12 protein-coding genes are annotated in these 24,301 nt (G+C 41.8%); 3 read left to right on the top strand and 9 right to left on the bottom strand.

The annotated features are described in order from the left end of the window. Nucleotides 1-215: 215 nt before the first annotated feature. Nucleotides 216-1,124: an Rpn family recombination-promoting nuclease/putative transposase gene (locus tag VCM39_RS17825; protein ID WP_221649260.1), complete on the bottom strand. Its 909-nt coding sequence runs from the start codon at nt 1,122-1,124 to the stop codon at nt 216-218. 520 nt (nt 1,125-1,644) lie between these two features. On the opposite strand from VCM39_RS17825, the gene VCM39_RS17820 reads away from it, so the two are divergent. Both VCM39_RS17820 and VCM39_RS17815 read left to right on the top strand, forming a co-directional pair. Continuing rightward, a complete protein-coding gene (locus tag VCM39_RS17820) occupies nt 1,645-1,917 on the top strand; it encodes a hypothetical protein (RefSeq protein WP_221649261.1) in 273 nt (90 codons plus the stop codon). Beyond that, the gene (locus tag VCM39_RS17815) at nt 1,914-2,252 is read left to right on the top strand and encodes a hypothetical protein (RefSeq protein ID WP_322932802.1); all 339 of its coding nucleotides are present in this window, start codon (nt 1,914-1,916) and stop codon (nt 2,250-2,252) included. Before VCM39_RS17820 ends, VCM39_RS17815 begins: the two co-directional genes overlap by 4 nt. Nucleotides 2,253-2,613: 361 nt before the next feature. Here VCM39_RS17815 and xyl3A (VCM39_RS17810) read toward each other — a convergent pair whose 3' ends face one another. Continuing rightward, nucleotides 2,614-5,217: a xylan 1,4-beta-xylosidase gene (xyl3A, locus tag VCM39_RS17810; protein ID WP_322932801.1), complete on the bottom strand. Its 2,604-nt coding sequence runs from the start codon at nt 5,215-5,217 to the stop codon at nt 2,614-2,616. Nucleotides 5,218-5,354: 137 nt separating this feature from the next. Continuing rightward, a complete protein-coding gene (locus VCM39_RS17805) occupies nt 5,355-9,725 on the bottom strand; it encodes a two-component regulator propeller domain-containing protein (protein ID WP_322932800.1) in 4,371 nt (1,456 codons plus the stop codon). Nucleotides 9,726-9,929: 204 nt separating this feature from the next. On the opposite strand from VCM39_RS17805, the gene VCM39_RS17800 reads away from it, so the two are divergent. After that, entirely contained in the window at nt 9,930-11,459 is a 1,530-nt protein-coding gene (locus tag VCM39_RS17800) for a glycoside hydrolase family 28 protein (protein WP_221649265.1), read from the top strand. A gap of 221 nt (nt 11,460-11,680) precedes the next feature. On the opposite strand, the gene VCM39_RS17795 is transcribed toward VCM39_RS17800, so the two are convergent. The 6 genes from VCM39_RS17795 to VCM39_RS17770 form a co-directional block, all read right to left on the bottom strand. Beyond that, a complete protein-coding gene (locus tag VCM39_RS17795) occupies nt 11,681-12,739 on the bottom strand; it encodes a hypothetical protein (RefSeq protein ID WP_221649266.1) in 1,059 nt (352 codons plus the stop codon). Between the two features lie 9 nt (nt 12,740-12,748). Then, a complete protein-coding gene (locus tag VCM39_RS17790; protein WP_221649267.1) occupies nt 12,749-14,515 on the bottom strand; it encodes an HSP90 family protein in 1,767 nt (588 codons plus the stop codon). 52 nt (nt 14,516-14,567) lie between these two features. Then, nucleotides 14,568-17,054 (bottom strand): SEL1-like repeat protein, encoded by a 2,487-nt coding sequence (locus VCM39_RS17785; RefSeq protein WP_322932799.1) that lies wholly within the window; start codon nt 17,052-17,054, stop codon nt 14,568-14,570. 356 nt (nt 17,055-17,410) lie between these two features. Further along, nucleotides 17,411-19,876 carry a glycoside hydrolase family 95 protein gene (locus VCM39_RS17780; protein ID WP_322932798.1) on the bottom strand — a complete coding sequence of 822 codons (2,466 nt, stop codon included), beginning with the start codon at nt 19,874-19,876 and terminating at the stop codon, nt 17,411-17,413. A 9-nt stretch (nt 19,877-19,885) separates the two neighbouring features. After that, on the bottom strand, nt 19,886-22,480 hold the full coding sequence (gene xyl3A, locus VCM39_RS17775) for a xylan 1,4-beta-xylosidase (RefSeq protein WP_322932797.1): 2,595 nt from the start codon (nt 22,478-22,480) through the stop codon (nt 19,886-19,888). Nucleotides 22,481-22,568: 88 nt separating this feature from the next. Then, nucleotides 22,569-24,293: a hypothetical protein gene (locus VCM39_RS17770; protein WP_322932796.1), complete on the bottom strand. Its 1,725-nt coding sequence runs from the start codon at nt 24,291-24,293 to the stop codon at nt 22,569-22,571. Nucleotides 24,294-24,301 lie beyond the last annotated feature (8 nt).

Here is a 24,301-nt window from a genome sequence, read left to right as displayed (position 1 = left end):
TATGTGACGACTAAAAACGGAAAAATAGACCGGAAATAAACTCAAAAGAAGCTGAAAAATCCTATTTGAAGAAAATTTAAACAGGCTCTTAACTTTCGCAAGTGCTCAAGTCTGTAACTATTGAGTTGAGCACTTGCAAATCTTAAATCAGAAGAATAAAAGAACCTGTTATTTGTATACGCCTTCTTTATAGTAAAAAGGCAGCTTTATATTGGTTATAATTTTTCTATTTCTTGCTCTGACAACCCGGAACTTTCCATGATAATAGCTGTAGAGACTCCTAATTTCTTTAAATTACGTGCCATATCCATACACCCTTCCATACGCCCTTCTACACGTCCTTCCATACGTCCTTCTACACGTCCTTCTACACGCCCTTCTATGAGTCCTTCCAGTTTTGCCCCATCCAATACGTCATTTTGTATCATCATGGCACTCAGATGTTCATCATAAGCATGTCGTTCTTCCTTAGACATATTGTAGTAGATCAGTTTTTCACGAGCCTCTTCCAGACCGGGAGCTTTGGTATCGGCACGGATACATCCTGTTTTCAGATATTCAATCCACTCTTCCAAAGGAGTGACGGCTACTTTATTGAATTCATTTACACGAATCAGGAAGTATTCCGGAAAGACTTCGGCAGGCAGCTTATGTACTAAGGCATCTTTCTCTTTAGTGGTCACCTCAAGGCGGTCTCCTGTATGCACTCCAGTGAAGATGTTCTGACCGTGGTACAGATAATCGTTTCCTTTACCGATGTCGAAGTACAAGATGCTGATGGAATAAATCTTTTTCACCTCATAATAGCGTTCGCCAAGGGAGATATGTTCTGTGATCGCTTTTGCTACTCCATAGAGAATGCGTTCCAGATAATAGAGCTCACGGGTGTTTTGAATCTCTACAATGATAATCTCATCCTTGCTGTTACGTGCTTTGATGTCTACACGGTTGAATTTATCATCACTGGTCTGCTGATTGCTTTCGCTTTCCAGTAACTCGATGATTTTCACCTCTTCGCCCAATAAAACGGTTAAAAAACCTTCTAACACACCAAAGTTGGCTTTTTGGCGGAGGAGTCTCTTTATTGCCCAATCAAACCGTATGTATTTGTCCGGCTGTACCATATCATTCTGTTTTTTAAGTTATTGCAAAGCTACGACTTTTTTTTAGATAATGTGGATGAAAGTAATCTTATTCAGGATAACCGTATCAAAATTCAGATCGCTTTTGAGAAATAATGTATTGAACTCACTACAACAAATCCATTACAAATTTACCACAGGGGAACACAGAACCACAATTTCTAATAAAAAACGACATGAGACTCTGTGGTGAAGTATATTCAAAACTCTCACATAAATACTTCTTTATTATTGCAGTATATTTTCTTTTCGCTATATTTGCAGTGATACTTAATTTAAGTATCACTTTTTTATTAGTATTCAGTTTGGTATCAACCAGAAAACAGCAACTTTCAAAACGATACGCTCAAACTGAAATGGGATATGTATGTTGTTTAACGAACAATATGCGTGCCCATTCAGTATATAGGCGTATCGTGGTTCGTTGCTGTACCTCTGGTTGGCTAATATTGGGTGTGGCACGTTTTTTTTGTGCCCATTTCTAACTTTAAAAACAAACAATATGAGGCACAGCTTTTCTTTATCGGGAGAACTTCACATCGTTGGCATAGTAGCTATTCTATTATACTTTATGTTATTGCCTGTCATCGCCATGATGTGGATACGTATTGAGCGACAGGATGAAACAATCCGGAATCTCCGAGTAAAAATATCTGAAATAGAGTGTTGTAAAATAGCAGATAAAGAAGCGGTTCGCATCATGTGTCTGCATGAACTGTTTGAACGGATAGACAACTCAGACAAGAAACATTCCACTATATATCAGATGCCATGAAATGGATTTCCGATATTCATGATTGTCCCTGTCTGATGAAAACAGATATGGAAAAGTCCGGGAATGTTTATGATTTCTTGAGAGTCTACTATGAAGAAATAGACTCTGAGGAAGATTGGAAAGACCTTTCTTTCTTAAATCTGAAATGTGGCTATTGTCTGCTATGTTCGGCCTTAGAACTTGCCAGGGCAGATGAAGAAAAATACGGGAAAGAAACTGTTACTAAATTAACTGTTGCAAAATCCATTGTATCAAAGAGACTTTTTAAGTATAAACCATTAAAATGGCTTTATATATGGATAAAGAAACGGGGAAAAAGAATCGTTTCTCATTAACATTGTTAACGGGAAATTTTAACTTCTGCTTTTGTCGATGCAAAAGTGTACACTTTTGTATACATAAAGTACGTACTTTTAGGGTATAAAAGTGTACATTTAACACATACTTAAGTACGTACTTTTGTAATACAAAGAATGCATGTTTTCAATGGCTTGTTAATCAATGCTATAAAGACTGAATTGTAACTTGTGGAATGTAGTAAGAGAGTTCTTCGGGTATTTCCCATAGAGAAGATAATGCCTGTTTTGATAATTTGAGATTGAGGGTGTTGTGGAAAACAAAAGGATGTGCTGATACAGTGTACTTCAAAAATCAGACACATCCTCGTTTGGCTTTTTATTTATGGTAGTAGCTATTTTATTGTATACGTACCTGTAAGGAATGCAAATCTTCTGCTTTGGAACTGCTACCGTATAGTATCTCATACACTCCACTGAGCGGATGCATGGTGTTGGTGGTAGCATCAAACCATTCAAAAGCCGAATAAGGCAATTCTATCATTACATTTTCTGTTTTCCCTTGGGCTATTTCTACTCTTTTGAAAGCACGAAGTGTTTTTACCGGGCCTTCCTTGTCTGCCGGGCGACGGATATACACCTGCACGATCTCTTCTCCGTTTCTCTTCCCGGTGTTTTTAACAGGGATGCTGAGGTTCAGTTTATCTCCTTTGCTCAGTAGATTTTTATCTGCTTGGGCTTTACCATAAGAGAAAGTAGTATAACTTAGTCCGTATCCAAATGGGAAGAGAGGAGTTTCTTTCATATACCGGTAAGTGCGTCCTTGCATAGAGTAATCCTCAAAATCGGGTAACTGTTCCGTATGTTTGTAGAAGGTGATTGGCAATCGTCCGGCAGGGTTATAGTCTCCGAATAATACATCGGCAACTGCAGTTCCACCTGCCTGTCCCGGATACCAGGCTTGCAGAATGGCATCACAGTTCCCGGCTTCGGGGGCCAGTGCCATAGCCGAACCGGAGAAGTTGACAAATACAATCTTCTTACCTGCTTTTTTTAATGCAGCCAGTACATTGCGTTGTGCAGCGGGCAATTCAATATCTGTACGGTCTCCTCCTTTGAATCCCGGTGCCGATACCTTCATCTCTTCTCCTTCGAGCAGAGGTGATATGCCTCCGGCAAAAATGACCACGTCGGCATCTTTCAACCGGGCAAGTGTGGCATTCAGGTTTAGGGGAGTCTCTTCTACCAAGTCGAAGTTGAAGTAAGCACCGTCTTTTATTTGTGTGAATTGCAGGTCGATGTCATAGCTTTGGCCGGCTTCTACTTGCAGGGTATATAAGTTTTCGGGGTTCTTGATATTGGTCTGGTCCAGTACTTCTTCTCCGTTCACGGATGCTTTAATGTTGCCGTTGGTCTGAACACGGAAAATGGCACTTCCCGACTTAACAGGACGGAAAACGGTATGATAGCGGGAAGTAAAACCGGTTAGTTCTATTCCCGGAGCAAATGCAGTGGCTCCCAAGGTGGTAAAGCGGAAAGGAGTGGAGAGTTGAGCAGTTGCATCGGGAGTGCCTTTGAATTCCTTATTGTTCCAGTAACTGGCAGAAAATCCGGGTTTGCCGTCATCACTGCATTGATTGAACAAGCTACTGAGTGTGATGTCGTCCGTCAGACCACATACTTGTTCATAGTAGATTTGCGAAGCGGGTAATTTGGCTTGTATTGCCGAGAGTAGTGTCGCTGTTTTTGAAGGTACTCCGTTGTAATTACCCCATTGCATTACTGAGTCGTTGGCGTTCGGACCTATTACGGCTACTTTGACTTTCTTATCCAGAGGCAACAGATTGTCTTTGTTTTGCAGGAGAGTCATCGTTTCGCGTGCCATTTGCAGGGCAAGCTTACGGTGTTCGGGACAATCTACCACACTATAAGGGAGGGCCCACGGGTGATTGTCTGTTTCCATCTCACCCAGTTCGAAACGGGCTTTCAGCAATCGTTTGACAGAGGTGTTTATTTGTTCTTCGCTGATAAGTCCTGCCTTGACCGCTTCGGGTAGTGTCCGGTAATTGCCGCCACATTCCAGATCCGTTCCGTTCAGAACAGCATCGGCTGAGGCGTGGGGAGCATCGGGATGGGTATTGTGTTTCTTCTTCCCGAAAAAGTCGGAGATGGCTCCACAATCGGATACAATGATACCTTTAAAGCCCCAGTCATTGCGGAGTATCTGTGTCAGTAGACGATTACTGCCACAACAAGGATCGCCTTCAAAACGATTGTAGGCACACATGACCTCTTTTACATCAGCTTCCTGTACCAGTACTTTGAATGCGGGCAGATAGGTTTCCCATAAGTCGCGTGGTGCTATATTTTCGGCATTGAAGCTGTGGCGGTTCCATTCAGGGCCGGAGTGTACGGCAAAGTGCTTGGCACAGGCATGCAGCTTATCATAACGGGCTGTGTCCGGACCTTGCAATCCTTTCACTACCGCTACCCCCATGCGGCTTGCCAGATAGGGGTCTTCTCCATACGTCTCTTGTCCACGTCCCCAACGAGGATCACGGAAGATATTGACATTGGGCGTCCACATTGTCAGTCCCTGATAACGCTTGTACTGTTCCCGGTCGTTGAAGGCCCGGTTTTTAGCTCTGGCTTCATCAGATACAGCATTAAATACTTTATATAATAATGAGTCATTGAATGAGGCTGCCATACCAATGGTTTGCGGAAATACAGTTGCCAGTCCGGCACGTGCCACTCCGTGAAGGGCTTCGTTCCACCATTCATAAGGCCTTATTCCTAACCGGGGAATAGCGGGTGAAGCATTTTGCATGAGTGATGCTTTTTCTTCAAGAGTAAGGCGTTGTAGAAGGTCGGTAGCTCTCTGCTCGGGAGTCAGGTTGGAATTCTGATAAGGCAACTGTGCAGATAGGAGGGTAGTAAAACCAATACCTATGATTATTGCCACTGTTCTTCCGGCACGGCCGCCGGTAAATGGGTGTTTCATAATCTGTTACTTTGTTTTAAATGAACTTTATGTAATAGGGTTTATATTCTTTTGCAATAGTACGCGCTTTTGGCCGTATAGCGGGGGAATATCTGGTAGAAAAGGGGGACAGACGAAGTGTAACCACCATTTTCTACTTATGCAACCGTTACTTTCTGTTTGTCCTTATATTCGGTTGGAGTCACTCCCATTTGTTTTTTGAAACATTTACTAAAGTATTTCGGATCACTGAATCCTGTCATGTAGGCCACTTGCGATACATTGAACTCGCCACTGTCAATGAGTTGTGCCGCCCGCTTGATACGTATGTCACGAATGAAATCTACCGGAGTCAGTCCTACGATTGATTTCAGTTTGCGGTAAAATACGGTTCTGCTTAGCAACAATTTATTAGCAAAATCATCTATGGTCAGTTCCGAGTTATCCATCTGTTCTTCTATATACTGCATTACCTGTTGCATGAACTGCTCGTCGAAAGGTGTTACTTGCGGCTGTGTCGGGAGTAATTCGTTTTTGTCCGGTAGTCTCTTTTCTTTCGAAAGATTATTCAGGTATATCTCTTGTAGTAACTGCCGCTGCTGAAGCAGCGATGTGATACGGGTTTTGAGATAGGTGGCACTGAATGGCTTCGTTATATAGTCGTCAATGCCTTGTTCAAGTCCTGCAATGCGGTCGTCCAAAGATGATTTGGCAGATAATAGAATCATTGGAATATGACAGATATCCCGGTTAGCCTTTATCTTCTTTACCATATCAAGTCCGTCCATAACCGGCATCATGACATCGCTGATGATGATATCCGGTACGGTTTGCAGTGCACGTTCAAAGCCTTCCTGCCCATTGGTAGCTTCTATTACGGTGTATTTTTCTATGAGGATATTCCGCAGGAAAGTGCGTAGTTCCCGGTTGTCTTCTACAATGAGGATAGAAAGAGATTCGCTGTCATCCGGTATACTTCCCTCAGGCGGAGAAACCGTTTCCGGCTCTGTGGGCTGCTCCGGTAACGCTTCGCATGGAGTTGAAAAATTACTGTCTTCAAGGATGAATTCTACCTGAGGATCTTGTTCGAATATTTCGCGACGTAGAGGTAGCTTTACACTGAACCGGCTTCCTTTATCCGGCTGACTGTCTACTTCGATTGTTCCGTGATGCAGTTCGACCAGTTCTCTGACTAAGGATAGTCCGATGCCCGATGAGGGCTGTAGTATGTTGTAGCGTGCCAATGTCTCGAATCGTTGAAACAGTGATTTTTGTTTGTTGGGATCAATACCAATTCCTTCGTCTACTACGGACAGGGTTACATTTTCTTTATCTGCAATGACGCGGACGATGACAGACTTTCCGGCAGGCGTATATTTAAAAGCGTTAGATAGCAGGTTGAAGAATATCTTTTCAAATTTATCACGGTCTACCCACATATGCAATTCTTCAATATGGGTATCCATTCGGTACTTAATTTGTTTTTCTTCGGCAATCAGCCGGAAGCTCTCCATGACTTTCTGTAAAAGCGGGATGAGGTCACTCTCTTCTACCAGTAATTTCATCTTCTTGTTCTGTATCTTACGGAAGTCCAGTATCTGATTGACCAGACGGAGCATGCGTTCTGTGTTTTTATGTACGAGTGTAAGGTGTCCCCGTGCTGTTGGTGAGAGTGGTTCGTTTTCCAGAACTTCCGTTACCGGACTGGCTATGAGGGTGAGAGGCGTACGTAGTTCATGCGATATATCGGTGAAGAACCGGAGTTTGATATCCGAAAGTTGTTGCTCGATATCTACCTGATGGCGCAGGCGGTAGATATAAAAAAGAATGTAAACAATGGTACTGGTAAATGCGATGAATAACACAATGTAGAGTACCCACGCCCAGGGAGTTTCCCAGAAGGTAGGCAATACTTTTACGCTTAATGTACGTACATTGTTTACCCATACGCCGTCACTATTGGTAGAACGTACTTGCAGGCGGTATTCTCCTGCCGGCAGATTGATGTAACTTGCCGAACGGTTTTTGTCGGCATCATTCCATTCCGTCTCCAACCCTTCCAGCCGATAGGCGTAGTGTATCTCTTGAGGAGCTACATAATCGAGTGCTGCAAACTGAAAGGTAACATTCCTCTGCGAGGGTGTCAGGAGTAGTTCTTCCAGATCGTCAATGCCGGTAGGTGACTGACTGCCTTGTATTTTCAAACCGGTGAAAACGATGGAAGGGACATAATCGTTTTTCTTTATTTCCTGTGGATGTATTTCGATGATACCTTTGTCTGAACCGAATACCAGTTGCTGCCGGACATTGGTTACAGGAACACCTTCCGAGAAGTTGAACTCTTGTTGAAGGAAGTTACTTCCATAATTTTCAAAGGTTTCTTGCTCCGGATTGAATCTTGACAAAGCATTTTCAGAGACAATCCAAAGATTTTTTTGTTGATCTTCTATCATAGAAAGTACAAGGTCCGATGCCAGCCCGTCTCTGATGGTATAAGTCTTGAACTCAATGTTGTCACTGAGTAGATTGGAAGAAAGTGCTTTGCTGACCCCTCCGGTGAAGGTTGCTATATAGGTTGTCTTTCGGCTATCGGTGTATATATTCATCACATCATTACTTCCCAGACTGGTAGCTGTACCCGGTATCCGTACGTTCCGGTAGAATTTAATTTCTTCCGGCTGCTCGAAGTTGTTAGAGAAAGTGAGTAATCCTTCGGTCGTTCCTGCCATGATAATGCCTCCCGGAGCTTCGGTGATGCAGCGTACTTTCATAAAATGGCTTCCGGGGAAGTTTTTCAGTTCATTGTTACTATGGATAAAACGGATTTCGCCACTCTGTGATTCTGTCAGCAGATTGATACCTCCTCCGAAACATCCGATCCAGATGCGTCCCCGGCTATCCTGATAAACTGAGTAGATACTGTTATTACTCAAACTGTATTTATCTTCTTGTTGATGAACAAATTGTTGTACGGTGAAGCGTTCTCCGGAGGTTGCTTTCAGGCGGAACAATCCTTCCTCTTTGGTTCCGATCCAGATGATTCCGTCTTTGTCTTCTATCATACAATAGGCGCTACTGAAGAATGGTACTTTGTTGGGACTGATAATTCCCTGTGGAGAAACGAAGCCCAGTAGTTCTCCTTCGGGAGAATAGACGCGAATGTGATTGTTTTTCGATGCAACCCAAAGGCGCTTTCGGCTGTCTAACAGGAAAGACCGGATTTCTGTTCCAAAGTCGATGGGGCTTTGTTGGTAGGAATGTGGGAAAAAGGACATGCGTTCCACCCCCCGTGTGTCGGCAAACCAGAGGTTTCCTTGCCGGTCGGCATGGTAGTAACGAATGTTCGGAGTAAAAGCAGATTGTGAATCGCCTGGAGCGGTATAAAACGGTTTCAGTTGTTGGGTCTTCCGGTCGTAATAACTGAAGTTTCCCTTGTATGGAATGAGCCATAGTACTCCTGCCCGGTCCTCGAAAAGAACATTACGATTGGCACGTCCGTGTTTTACGACTTCATTCGGTGGAGTAGCGAGATGTTGTTTTTCACCGTTAGCGGGATTGATGCGTATAATGCCCGGAGTTATTGAGAATATCCAAAGTTCTCCTGTATGGTCTTTATAAACGGACAGTGCAGTGTTGGAGGGTTGTGTGGGTGTTTGTAGATTGATCTGGCTGAACTGTTTCTCTTGAGTATCAAACAGAATCAGTCCGTTATCTGTGGCAAGTGCAAGCGTATTGGCTCCGATAGGAGTCAGGGCGTATACTGTTTGCAGGGAATAGGGGATATCCGTAAACTTCACTTTTTCCGTTTTAGAATCATAGACAGCCAATTTACCTGATGTAGAGGCCAGATATATCCGTCCGTTTACCTCCTTAATAAAGTTGAATGGAAAATCACTGTCTGCTTTTTTTCTACCAACCACGGATACCCCCTTATCGGTCAGTATCCATTCGTCTCCGTCGGCATCCTGATAGATGCTGAAAACGTTTTCTCCTTTCAATCCCTGATTGAAAGGACTGTAAAGTGTCACTGCTTTGTTGCTTTTTTCTTTATAGAGTTCCTCTTCTACTATTCTAAAATTGAATCCCTTGTCACACACCACCCAGGTTACCCCCTTAGATAATACGTAAAATTGTTTGACGAGGTTTATATGTTTGGTTTCTTCCTCAATAGATTGCAATACGTCAATAAACTTTTCTTCTTTGGTATCGAACAAAAAAATGTGCCCATCATAAGTCTGGCACCAGATATTACCGTATTTACTTTCGGTGATAAAGACGATACGATTGTTGGTTAGCATACAGCCGTCTCCCGGAAATGCTTTGTAATTCCTGAAGCTGTAACCGTCGAACTTATCCAGTCCGTTCCAGGTACTGAACCACATAAAACCTTTCTGATCTTGTAGTATGGCGGTGATTACACCCTGCGATAATCCGTTATTTGCGGTGAAGTATTCTATCTGACAGAGTGGCTGGGCTGTCAGTGGGAAGAGGATTATCAGAAACGAGAAAAATAACAGGTGCTTTTTCATACTATTACAGATTGAAATGAATTGAGCAAAAATAGTGAAAACGTATTATATAAAGAAGGTGGAGAGACGCATTAACCGAAAAATACGACCTTTTGCACGTTTTTTCCACCTTGTCTCCTCTATGTTGCACGGATATTCCTCCTTACAGGGAAAATAAGCGCATATCTTTGTGTGCGAAACCAATGAAGAAATACTTGTATGTCAATGAAACAATTATCTATTTGTATCTTGTTGTTGTGGGTTACTGTCATGGCTGGCGCCCGTACTTTTGATATGAAACAGTTGGGGGCTGACCTCACCGGTGTGAAACCTTGTACGGATTTGATTAATAAATCCATCGAGCAGGCGGCTGCAGAGGGAGGTGGAACAATCTATTTTCCGGCAGGTACATATCTTACTGCCACCATACGTATGAAAAGCAATATCACACTGAATATAGAATCGGGGGCAACACTTCGTTTCTCCGATCATTTTGAGGATTATCTTCCGTTTGTACGGATTCGTTGGGAAGGTACGGTGATGAATACCCTGTCTCCTTTGATTTATGCTGACGGTGCAGATAATCTCACCATTACCGGGAGAGGGACGCTCGATGGGAACGGATTCAAATGGTGGTCGTGGGAAAGTGATACGAAGAAAACACTGAAAGAAAATGGCGGTAAACTGCCTTCTCTGACAAAGTTACAACAAATGTGGGTGGATGCTAATAAAGACCTGGAGGTTTCCGAGTATTATAAGCCGTCATTGGAACGACGTATGTTTCGTCCTCCTTTCATCCAGTTTTTTGAATGTACTAATATTGTGATTGAGAATGTGAAAATTATTAATTCTCCTTTCTGGACTATCAACCCCGCATTTTGTGATAATATCACAGTACACGGGGTGACTATCAAAAATCCTTCGGCAAACCCAAAAGGCCCCAATACGGACGGTATCAATCCTACCTCTTGCAGCAATGTACGTATCTCTGATTGTTTTATTAGTGTGGGAGATGATTGTATTACCATTAAATCGGGACGCGATGCAGATGGACGTAAGTACGGAAGACCTTGTGAAAATCTGACTATTACCAACTGTATTATGCTCTCCGGGCATGGCGGGGTTGTTATCGGCAGTGAGATGTCCGGTGGAGTGAAAAAGGTCGTGATATCGAATTGTATTTTTGACGGAACAGATGCCGGAATCCGTTTGAAAGCTTCGCGTGGACGTGGTGGAGTGGTAGAAGATATCAGGGTAGACAATATTGTGATGAAGAATATTTCGCGTAATGCGTTTATCTTTGATCTGTTTTATGATAAACATTCCAAGCCGGAACCTGTAAGCGAACGTACTCCCGTATTCCGTAATATACATTTGAGCAATATTACGGGTTCGGGTATCAAACGGGTAGGATATGTGAAGGGTATTGAAGAAATGCCGATAGATGAACTATCATTCTCGAATATAAATATGGAAGCGGAAGAAGGGTTTGAGGCGGAGATGGCTACGAATCTTCGTTTCTATAATGTGGATTTTACAGTAAAGAAGGGTCCTTCATTTCGATTCAGACTGTGTGACGGGGTTATGTTGAACGATGTTCGTTCAAAGAAATCTCTTCCCGGACAGTCGGTAATTGAATTGGAACAGGTGAAGAATACTGTTGTTAATAATTGCTTTGGGATGCAATTGGTAAAGGAATTTCTGAAAGAATCAGATAGTGAAGTTTTGAAAGGGTACAATGAGGTGAATAATTGATAAGTACTACTTCAAATTTTATTCATACTATGGCAGCATTTTATTAAAACGCAAATGATCGCAGATTAAATAGCTGCGCTATACTTGAGCGATGATATTCTTTGCGTGAATCTGCGAATTTCTGCGTTTCAATAATAGTATCATATAATTTTGAACGATTACTTAGTGAATAATGTGGCAATATGCCGATATACCAATTGGCATATTGCCACATTATTAAATTAATATTCTAACCTTTCCATATGTCCTTTATTCCCATTGCGTGCGTCATATTGTTGTGCCAGCTCTTTTGCCTGGTTATAGAAATAAGTACGCAATTCTTCTACATTATATATCCCACTATCATTATAAAGCGGGAATTCTTCCGGTAACTCCAGCTTTACTTCCGGGCGTGATTCATATTTCAGGGCTTCGGTCATGTCACAACCAAAACGGTACTTCTTGTATTTACTTGTTCTCAGACTCCAGGGAATACAACGTTCGGCATACTCCCAGCCACGTTGCGGATTGACCATGAAGTTATAGGTAATAAATTGTCCGATGTAAAGTAGCAGGTATTCGTCTTTTTCGCGCCCTGCCAATGCCTCTTCTGCACGGGCACACATATCGGAAGCTATTTCTGGTTTTCCGGCTTTCTGTGCATAATAAGCGAGTTTCAGAAATGCTCTTAAATTAGCTTCGTAACAAGTGACTTGTTTATTGATAAGCGGTTGTGCACGATGATAGGCTTCATCAAATTGTCCGGTTTCCAGATAGTAATCTAACAGGAGATTCAGTTCACAAGCTTCGCACATCATATCATCTAACTTTTCGCTTAGCATTTTGTCTGCATATTCTTTAGCCAGATCATACTGCCGCATTCTGTTGTAGTGCAGGAATAACAGGTGATAGTACGCACGGGCCGAATATCCGTTGCGCAACGTGCGGATTTTAAAATCTTCGAGTATAGCATCTATCTGTGATTGGGATACCTCAGGTATGTCGAAAGCTGCTCCGCATATCCACTTATATTTCCAAAGGATATCATTTTCAGAGATAAGATCTTTATTGTTTTCGTAATCGTCCAGTATACGGGAGAATACGGCTATCTCTTCTTCGGCCTGAGAGAGCAGATTCAGTTCGTAAATCAAGTCCAGACGCATCTCTACTGCCCACTGTGGATCATCATTCTCATCGGCTATGCGGATAGCTTCTTTCAATAAAAGGACTTTCTCGTGAGGAGACAGGTTACCATTTTCTACTTGTAGTAATCTTTTTTGTATTTCGAGGGTGTATTTCATAATGCTTTCTCAATTTAGGAAGTTTATAAAGTCATTCATTTTAGTAGTCATAAGCTCACTGAGTGAATGGTTGAAGAGGGTCATCTCTTCGCTATTTACCGGATAGCGGCCTTGTAACAATGCCTGTACGTAAAGTATATGTATGATATGCTGAAACAGTTTGTTGTCTCCTTTGATTTTCAGTAACGTTTGTACCATTTCATTGTCGGCATTGAATGTCAGCGTCGGAGGAGTTTGTTTTTGCGCGTTAATAGCACCTAATACGGCTGCCAGCGGATTATTAGCCGCTTTTGTACCGGTTTCTTTCTCTTCGGCAACGAAGATAACAGGAGTATCGGCCGGAGTGAAGTGCTTTAAACGGCAGATGCATCCGAAGGGCTTCAATAACTCGCTGGCTTTCTTTTCAAAATCGATATGTTCTGCACTGGCCTCTACTTCTGCGAACTGTTCGAGCAAACGGGCGGGAGAGACTTCTTCCAGAGTCAGTTCGGGGAAGAGACGGGCCGATTTCTTCAGCAATGTCTCGTCAAAGGTATAGGCCGCATTGATGACCAACCAACCTTGCGAACCTGCAATACGACGAACCTGACGAAAATCTTCAAGATTACGGGTGTAACGGATAACGTTGTCCGTAGAACGAATATTTCCGAAGTTGCGCATTCCTTTGCTTGTTTCAAACGGTAGGTAGTCTATAAATAGCCGGAGAAGTTCATTGTCTTCCGCTGCAATTGCTTTAATATGAAAGTAGTGTACGTCGAGAATCTTGTTGAACATTTCCCGGTTGTTTTCTATCAGTCCTTTCAGATATTCTTTAATGGCGTTGCCTATCTCTTTACGTGCATCTTTTAGCTGGTCATTACTGACAAAAGACTCTCTTGAAGCGGTAGACAACAGGCCGTCGGCATTGATGAGGCAACGGATAAAGAAAGCCCAGGGAGGTAATAGGTTACAATCATCTTCGCTCAACAGCATACGTTTTAAATAGACTTTATGGGAGTTGCGTACAGAGAACTGGGTACGAAACGGAAGTATATAGAGTACTCCGTTCACTTTACCATTTTCTGTATGAATGTGGAAGACGTCGAGAGCAGATGACTGAAATACTTTGGTTCCGTGATCAAGAAGTTCTTTACGAGTGGCTTTGGGATCCAGCCAGACGGGAGCAGGGGTGTTTACCAACTCTTCTTTACCTTGATTATGCAGATAAATAGGGTGGGGCAGTACTTCTCCGTAGTTTTGAAGAATCTTTTTGAAAGTTTCGTACTCAAAGAGATGGCTCCATTCTTTTTTCGGGATCAGAATGACACGTGAACCGATAGGCCATTCCTCAGCGGGAAGGGTTGTCTGATAGGTCCCATCTACTTTTCCACACCAGCGAACGGCTTGTTTGCCCATTGCCGAACGACTTTCTACTGTAATCTCATTGGTTACTACGAAACATGATAGCAAACCGATACCAAAACGACCAATGTAATCGTCGGCATCGGGAGTCTCTCGTTTGGAGCTTTCACCGATAACGGTCAGAAAGCGGTATACCTCTTCTTCTTTCAGTCCGATACCGTTGTCCTGGAAAGTTAATGAGCCGTCGTCATTGAGATATACATCAATACGTCCGGAATAATTTTCGTCAATATTGTGCAGGGCGGTGATAGCATCTACGCAGTTTTGAAGCAGTTCGCGGACAAATGTGTTGGGGTTACTATAGATATGTTCCGATAGCAGGGCAATCATCCCCTTTAGATTGACCTGGAATAGATTATTATTTTCGTTCTCCATGATTTTTAGGATTTATGGGATTTATAAGTCAAGTCATACTTCATAAATCTCATCATCTTTTTCTTCTTCCTGTTATTTTTAATGCTTTTTCGTTTCCGTTCTCAGCGGCTTTTTCAAACCATTCCATGGCGATCTCATCGTTCTCTTCTACACCATTTCCACTCAGGTAAGCATTTCCCAACTCAAACTGGGCTTTGTCACTACCGGCTTCTGCTGCCTTCTGCAACCATTGCAAGCCGTTTTCTGCATTGGGAGTACATCCTTCGCCATACATTAGCATTTTACCTACATAGTAACAGGCATGAATGTTTTCATTTCCGGCGGCGTCATTGAACCAACGGAAGGCTTCCTGAAGGTTTTGTTTAACACCTACACCATTATAATGGCAGAGGCCGGTACGATACATACTCATTGTATTACCATTGTTTGCGGCAAGGGTGTAGTACTTGAAGGCCTCCGTTTCGTTTTCTTCTACTCCGATGCCCATTTCATAGCAAATACCCATTCCTTCATTATAGAATTCCTGTTCTGCCGCCTGCTTGAAATAGGTGAATGCTTTTTCACTTTCATTTAGCTTGTCATAATCGTAAAGGTAATATTCTCCTAGACGGAGCATAGCAAGTGCATTGCCGTTGGCAATTGCTTTTTCGTACCATTCTACTGCTTGTTTGTTATCTTCCAGGCAGGGACCGTAACCATAGAAATAATAATCGCCCATTTTGAACTGGGCATACCCATAGTTTAGTCCGGCGGCTTTGGTCATGTATTCCACTGCTTTATGCGGGTTTTCTTCTACACCGTAACCGTTTTCATATGCTAATCCCAGTTCTGTGATACAGCGGGGCTCTTCTTTTTCTTCTCCTTTCTGATACCAGGCGAGTGCTTTGTCGGGATCTTCTTCCACACCATATCCGTTTTTATAACAACGCCCTATAGCAAACATAGCATCTGTATCACCGGCTTCGGCAGCTTTGAGGTACCAGGCTGCCCCCTCTTCGGGTTGGGCGTCACCTTTTATTCCTTCACTCAGGTAGTAGCCCACACGGTACATGCCATAAGGATATTCCTGTTCGGCAGCTTTATTGAATAATTCGAATGCCTGTTCATAGTTCTGTTCATTCTCCTGGAGGAAACCTAATTCCACAAGTGCATAAGGAGAACCTTGTGCTGCTGCTTTTTCATAATACTCTTTGGATTTAGCTTTATCTGTTATTCCGGCATAACCGTTTGCCAGATAGAGAGCGGCCCTGCAATATCCATCATTGTTTTCCAATGCAGCGGACTTTTCATAATATTCCAGAGCTTTTTCATAGTCAGGATTTTCTGAGAGGATACCACGTTCATACATCCATCCGATGCGGTATGCAGCACTTCCGGAATTCAGTTCGGTAGCTTTCAGTAATAGTTCGTGAGCACGTTCGATATCCTCTTCCACCAGTTCTCCATTAAAGTAAACCATGGCGAGACTTTCAATTCCCTGTATGTAATTATCTTCCACACATCGTTCGAGACAGTATAATCCACGTTCTATATCCTGATACTCATCATTATAGAGGTAGATTAATGCAAGTTCATATGCACAATACGGTTCACAATAAAGCATTCCTTTTTCCAGCCATTCAATAGCTTTTGGGATATCTAACCAGGGCTCTTCCTGATAGTAATATCCCAAAAAGTTGGCTGCTGACCATACGCCGGCTTTCCATGCACCCTCCCATAACTCGAAAGCTTGTTCCTGTGTTTTTCCTAATTCCGGATTCCTAAAATAGAGTGTACCCAGATTTTTCTGAACATAGAAATTAGGTACTACAGCTAATGCTTTTTTATAGTACTCAGCTTGCTCGGCAACTTTTGTTTCGTCATTATCAAGTTCATCGCCAATAATAGCATATATATTGGCACGCATTTTATCTCCTTCAGGCAGTTCCTTCAGTAACTCTTGGCGGAGTTCCCATGCTTTTTCTTCATGTCCGGCACAATTCTCGATGCAAGCTTCGTAGAATTTCTTCCAATGCAGTCCTTCGGGAGTGGTAAGAGTGGCAAAACGGCGTTCACCTTCAGCTTTGTCCGCTTCGCAGTAATAACCCATATATTTCCAAAAGGCAAAAGTGGCTTGTGCATTCTCGTCTCCCATATCAGCAGCTTTTTCGTAATAAGCTACTAACTTACTGGTATCGCGCAGGCCATAACGTGCTTCGGCATATTGCGAGCCTTTCTGCACAAGTCCTACACCTGCAAACTCACCTACACGGTCACAAGTTTCCTGTACCTTTTCCCACCAGAATGCGTATTCTTCGTCGTTCAGGTCTGCCTCTACATTACAATCATAGGCCTGAAATATGTGGTGAAAGAATTCGGCTATTTGTTTCTCATTTTCTTTACTATCTAATGCATATTCACATACAGCAAGAGCTTCCCACCAATTATCGGGATGCATTAATATATCGTGTGTATATTTGCCAAACCATTCGGTAGCAGGCTTTCCGGATGCTTTGATCTGGTTGAGTAGTTTTTCGAAATTTTCTTTATTCATTTCCATAATAATTGGGTCTTTGAGGTTTTTAGTCGTCGCAATGTACAAATATTATGGGATTAGGGCAAAGAAGAGGATATAATATTTTGTTTGGCTGACTTGTATGTTGAGAAATGAAGTAGCAGACGGATCTATTGGGTAGTTGCGGATTGGTTGTAAATAGGACTAAATCAGAGGTTATCTTATCCTCCGTTTTTGATATTCATATCAAAAAAACGGAGGATGAGAAGTGTTTGTAAAAACAACTCACAGAAAAGAGTGAATTCAAGTTATAACTGTAATGCTTGTTTTATTGTCACACAAAGATGAGTTGATTTTTTATATGGTTGGCTTGTCCGCAGTTATCCTTATAATCTACTTTATTATTTTGCTTTTCTTAATAGGTAGCTTTTCCCGGCTACTGTTTTTATATCATATATATAGTTTTTATTCAATGTGGTTGTATTGATTGGAGCATTGACTGCAATTAGCGGACGGCGTATTGGCTGACTTTTCAACAGTGGATTATCACATTCCGGAGTTTGAGTCACCTCAAGCTTTTCTCCGTTGAATATTAATGGAGTAGTCGTGCAGATACGCAGTGTTCCTCCTATAGATGAAGTGATTCGAACGGATTGCAATTGGTTATCCTCCCAGTTCAATTCATCTATTGTGAATCCGCCACGGCAGCGAAGCCCTGTTATACTTCCTTTTTTCCATACATCGGGTAATGCGGGTAGCAGGTGCACACTACCTGCATGGCTTTGTACAAACATTTCGGATATACCGGCTGTACAACCGAAGTTCCCATCAATTTGGAAAGGAGGATGGGCATCAAAAAGATTAGGGTAAGTTCCTCCGTTTTGTCCTTTCTCGTCAGTAGTAGGATGAAGTTGTTCGGTAATTAGTTTGTAGGCATGATTTCCGTCGAGGAGTCTTGCCCAAAAACAGACTTTCCATCCCATAGACCAGCCAGTGGAATGATCTCCACGTCCTTCAAGCGTACGTTTAGCAGCTTCGAAGAGGATAGGTGTGCGAGGAGTAATCTGACGTCCCGGGTATAATCCCCATAGATGTGAAGTATGACGATGGCGATCTTGAGGATTATCCCAATCTTCCATCCATTCTTGTAATTGCCCCCAGCGTCCTACTTGCATGGGAGCCAGATTTTGGATTACGGTTTGCAGGCTATCTATAAAAGCTGAAGATTCACCTATCAGAGAAGCTGCTTCCAGAGTATTACGGAAGAGGTCGTTTACCATCTGATTATCCATAGTGGCTCCGGCCACTATTGTAAAATCACGTTTACCGTTCACTACTGGACGATTCTCCGGAGAGTAGGAAGGAGATACTACTAACCAGTTGTTTTTGGGGTCACGTATTAAGAAATCAAGATAGAATTCACAAGCACTACGCATGAGAGGATATATTTCTGTGAGATAATCGCGATTGCCGGAGAACAGATAGTGGTCCCATAAATGTTGGCAGAACCAACTATTACAAGTAGGCCAGATGCCATATCCCGGGCCGTCTACCGAACCAGTTGATCGCCAGATATCTGTGTTATGGTGAAGTGTCCATCCACGGCAACCATACATGGCGGCACTCTGTTTACCTTTTTCGGCTACTTCTTTTATGAGTTGCAGGAAGGGTTCGTGCATTTCTGGTAAGTTAGTGGATTCTGCCGGCCAATAGTTCATTTCCACATTGATATCGGTAGTATATTTTCCATCCCACGGAGCACGTAATTGATAGTTCCAGATACCTTGAAGGTTAGCAGCTTGTCCGCCGGGCTGGGAGCTACATATCAGAAGATAGCGCCCGAATTGAAAATAAAGAGCTGCCAGCTGAGGATCAAATGTGGAAGTAAACTCCCGCACTCGTACATCAGTCGGTTTAAAAGATTGTGCATTGCTACCTAAGTCAAGTGAAACACGGTTGAACCATTTTCTGTAAGTAGAGCAATGAGTTTCTTTGGCTTTTTGATAATTCTTTCCAGCATTTTTCAAATAATTCTGTGCTGTTTTTAAAGCATTGCCGGATACATCGTTGTAATTTATAAAATTTGTTCCTATAGATACATACAATGTTACGCTGTTGGCATTACTTATTCGTAACAGAGTGTCGGCAATAGTCTCTGTGTATCCACCGTTATGTTCGACTCGTGTTAAAGTACTAAAACGTACTTTTCCTTCAATACCCTCGTGGTCATTGGCTTTTCCATGCAACTGAAGTTCTTTTCGGGAAGATACATTTCGTATTATATCCTTGCCATACGGAGTATTGTATCGTGCTGTAAAAGAGATTTTTCTTTTTTGGGAAGCTGTCAGGCGAATAATAAGTAGTTGATCGGGAAAAGAAGTGAAAGCCTCTCGGGTATAAGTTACTCCTTCAGAGGTAAATCTCGTAGTGACTATTGCTTTCTCTATGTCGAGTTCACGGTAATAATCGGAATAATTATTAACTCCTTCAAAATCAAGATGTAATGAACCTACAGTTTGGTAAGGCATTCCATTGGCTGTTTGTGAACAGATAGCATGTCCACACATTTCTTGTGCTTCTTTATTTCGACCTTCGAATATCAATTGACGAATTCGAGGCAGAGCTTCCTTCGCTTTTGGATTGACATTGTTGTAAGGAGAGCCTCCCCATATACTCTCTTCATTCAATTGAAACTCTTCGTGTAACACGTCACCATAAACCATGGCTCCGATCCGTCCGTTTCCTAATGGCAGAGCCTCCACCCATTGGGTAGCAGGGCGATCATACCATAGTTTCAGATGTTTGTCTTGTGCTTGTATATTGTTAGCTGTTAGAACAATAAAGCAAGTAATCATTAAATTTCTCATATTTCTTTCTTACTGTATTTGTATTTTAGCAGATTGTAAATCTTTCATTCTGGAACTATTTCCATATAATATATTGTACTCTCCTTGAATAGGACGCATTGTATTGGTAGTTGGATCGAACCATTCAAAAGCTACATATGGTAGCTCTATCTTTACCTCCTGCGTTTTTCCTTTGGGTATTTCTACTCTTTTGAATGCACGTAGTGTTTTCACTGGACCTTCTTTGTCGGCTTGTCTTTGAATATAGATTTGTACCACTTCTACTCCATCTCTATCGCCAATGTTTTTAATAGGTATATGGAGTGTAACCTTTTCTCCGGCAGAAAGGCTATTTTTGTTTATATGGATTTTACCGAAGGCAAAGGTAGTATAACTGAGTCCGTAACCGAAAGGAAAAAGAGGTTCTTCCTGCATATAACGGTAGGTACGTCCTTTCATTGAATAGTTTTCAAAGTCTGGAAGTTGATCGATACTTTTATAGAATGTGATAGGAAGTCGTCCGGCGGGATTATAATCACCGAAAAGTACATTTACAATAGCCGTTCCACCTTCCTCACCCGGATACCATGCTTGTAAGATAGCATCACAACTTTTTGTTTCTGGAGTTAGTGCCATAGCTGAGCCGGAAAAATTGACAAGTATAACTTTTTTACCAGCTTCTTTTAAGGCTGCTAATACTTTACGTTGGACAGCTGGAAATTCGATATCTGTTCGATCACCTCCTTTGAATCCGGTGGCAGATACATTCATCTCCTCACCCTCCAATGATGGGGAGATACCTCCTGCAAAGATTATAATATCAATATCCTTGAGTTTTTCGAGTGTGTTGCTTATATTGAGAGGAAGTCCTTCAACTAAGTCGAAGTTGAAATAAGTTTCATCTTTTACTTGCTTAAAATCAATTTTGATTTTATAGCTTTTCCCGGCTTCGGTTTGTAGAGTATATAGATTTTTCGGATTCTTAATATTACCAGTTTTAATGACTTCTTCTCCGTTAATACTTACTCGGATATTTCCGTTCGTTTGAAAACGGAAAATCACATTTCCCGATTTTTGAGGACGGAACACTGTTTGATAACAACTACTGAATTCTGTTAACTTTATTCCGGGTGCAAATGCTGTAGCTCCTAAAGTAGTGAAACGGAATGGTGTAGAGAGTTGAGTGATAGCATTTGCTTCTCCTTCAAAATCTGGATTGTTCCAATAAGAGGCTAAGAATCCGTGTTTTCCATTGTAACTACATTGATCAAATAAACTGTTGTAAGTAATACTGTCAGTTAGTCCACATACCGGTTCATAAATAAGATGGGAAATTGGTAGTCTCTTTCGAAATGCAGATAACAGAGTACTTGTATGCGATGGTGTTCCATTATAATTACCCCATTGCATTACTGAGTCGTTTGCATTAGGCCCGATTATTGCTATTCGGGCCTGTTTGTCAAGTGGTAGAACATTTCCTTTGTTTTGTAGGAGTGTCATCGTTTCATGAGCCATTTTTAATGCCAAACACCGGTGCTTAGGGCTGTCGACAATACTATAAGGAAGTGTCCATGGATGAATATTTTCCATTTCTCCAAGTTCAAAACGGGCTTTCAACAATCGTTTTACAGAAACGCTTATTTGTTTTTCAGAAATAATTCCGGCTTTTATGGCCTCTGTAAGCTTTCGGTAATTGCTTCCGCATTCCAGATCAGTTCCATTTAACACGGCTTCAGCGGATGCATGCGCAGCATCTGGGTGAGTGTTGTGTTTTTTTGTTCCCCAAAAGTCTGATATGGCCCCACAATCAGATACGACAATCCCTTTGAATCCCCATTCGTTACGTAAAATTTGTGTCAGCAGGCGATTACTGCCACAACAAGGATCTCCTTCAAAACGATTGTAAGCACACATCACTTCTTTAACGTCAGCTTCCTGTACTAATGTTTTGAATGCCGGAAGATAGGTTTCCCATAGATCTCTTGGAATGATATTTTCGGCATTGAAACTATGCCGGTTCCATTCTGGACCAGAATGAACGGCGAAATGTTTCGCACAAGCATGTAACTTATTATAACGGGCGCTATCTGGACCTTGTAGACCTTTTACTACAGCTACTCCCATGCGGCTTGTCAGATAAGGATCTTCACCATAAGTTTCTTGCCCGCGTCCCCAACGTGGGTCACGAAAAATATTAATATTAGGCGTCCACATAGTTAGTCCTTGATAGCGTTTGTACTGTCCTAATGTGTTGAAGTGTCTATTTTTGGCTCTTGCCTCATCAGATATAGCATTAAAAACCTCATAAATAAGTGTATCGTCAAAAGATGCTGCCATACCGATGGTTTGCGGGAAGACGGTAGCCAGCCCGGCACGTGCTACACCATGTAAGGCTTCATTCCACCATTCGTATGGTTTAATTCCTAACCGGAGAATGCCAGGTGAGTTGTTTTGCATTAATGATACCTTTTCTTCTATAGTGAGACGTTGTAATAGGTCGGTAGCTCTTTGTTCAGGAGTCAAATTGGGATCTTGATAAGGTAATTGGGAATAGGTAGTGGCGGTTAAACCAATAATGATAGTTAATGTTGCTGTTCGTAAAATATGAGTAAATGTATATTTCATGATTTGTTTTTTCTATAAATTTAGGTGATAAAGAAGAAAGGGAGTAGATCACCAATCTACTCCCTTTCTTGTTACGGGTACTTAAATTCTATTTTCTCCATTTGAGGGCTCCTGATGAGGATATACCATCAAAGGTGAAATTAAACATATAGTTTTCTTCTTCCGCGGTTGGGGCAGTGAATAAACCTTTTTCGTCTGTAGCTATGGTAATAAGCCCATCTAAAGGATAAGTTAGAGCTTTATCTCCTACTTTAGTCCATTCAAAATTTGTACGATAAGAGTTTTTTACTCCGGCTGTTCCATCTGTTCCATTAAGGAAGATAGAGCCTTTACCTGCAACGTACGGAGTAATTACAGAACCATCTGCTGCTGTTGCCTGCATCGAAGGTCCGAATACTGTATTTTCGACGATTAAAGAAACGGTATTGCTTCCCATACGGAACAGGGCCCAGTCTGCTTTATCAGTTCTGTCTACCGGAGCATAACAAAATGTACAATCGCTAACAGTCAGTGTAGGTGAATTCTTGCTAGAACGTAAGTCGCATAATTGTACGATATTGGTAATAGTACAGTTAATAAAATCAATTTCATCCATTGTGGCAGCAGCTTTATTGTTGGTCGTGACAACGGCTTGGTCACCAATACCATTGATGATGCAACTGTTAAATAATACTCTGTTTATACCATCTTCACCTTGGAGACGTGCAATAGCACGATATCCTTCAATGCGACAGTTTTTGAAGGTGAGTTCTCCTACCATCGATTTACTACCGTTTACATTATATACTTGTCGGCCTCCAAACCCTTTATCTGTCCATTCAGCTATAGGTAATTCGTTTGCTTTATCACTAATGAAGTCAATATCGGTGAATGAAAGTTTTGCTATATTCGCTCCACTTTCTGATTGCATTGCTCCACTTTGTACAATAATCGCATTACCTTCGAGAGATAAACCAGTAATGAAGTTAACTGATTTTTTGAATTTTAGCGGAGTATCACTACTTGTTTTGTATTGGTATCCTCCTTGAAGAACAACGGTCAATCCTTCTGTTTCATCTAATTTTGCTTTCACTTCTTCTGAAATTAGAATGTTAGGATCATCATAACCGCGTAAGTCTATATACATTCCTTCTCCATATTTCTCATCGAAATTTTCGGATTCTCGAGTGGTAAAGTTCAATTTTCCTTCATAGTTGGCTCTAATCAGTTCTTCTCCCGAATATGCTGTTAAGGTATAGGCAGTATTGGGTTTCAAACCGTAAATAACCTTTTGTCCGGAAGCATATTCTTCGTCGGTAATAGAAACGATGATTGGTTCACCTTCAATTTCTGTTGGAGTGATTTCTAGCGCTGTAATTTGATTTCCCCCACTTGACCAGGTAGGTAGGGCAGCAATATCAATTGTACGGATACTAACTAATTTTGTAGGGTATACTACACTGATTGCTTTTGTCTCATAATATTCAGATTGGAGTTCTGAACCGATAGCTTTGATCTTAACACCATACTTCTCATCCCATTCTACTCCTTCGAAAGTATAAGGAGAAGTAGAAGTAGTGGCTTCGTCATATTTCGTGCCGACCAATGTACCGTCTTCGTTTTCTCCTGTCATTTTAAAGAGTATGATTTCATAGGAGGAGGCACCTTTTATATTATCCCAGGTAACAACTATATTATTATTTTGTGATTCAATAGTGGCCACAGGTCTGAATAGGCGGGGAGTCGTTCCCAGATCATCATCGTTACAGCTTGCTAAGCCTGCTCCAATGAGCAGACTTAATACAATATATTTGAAATATTTAATCGCTTTCATATCGTTCT

It is taken from the genome of Bacteroides mucinivorans, assembly GCF_034654355.2.
Taxonomy (GTDB): domain Bacteria; phylum Bacteroidota; class Bacteroidia; order Bacteroidales; family Bacteroidaceae; genus Bacteroides; species Bacteroides nordii.
This window is presented reverse-complemented; position numbering and strand designations above follow the sequence as displayed.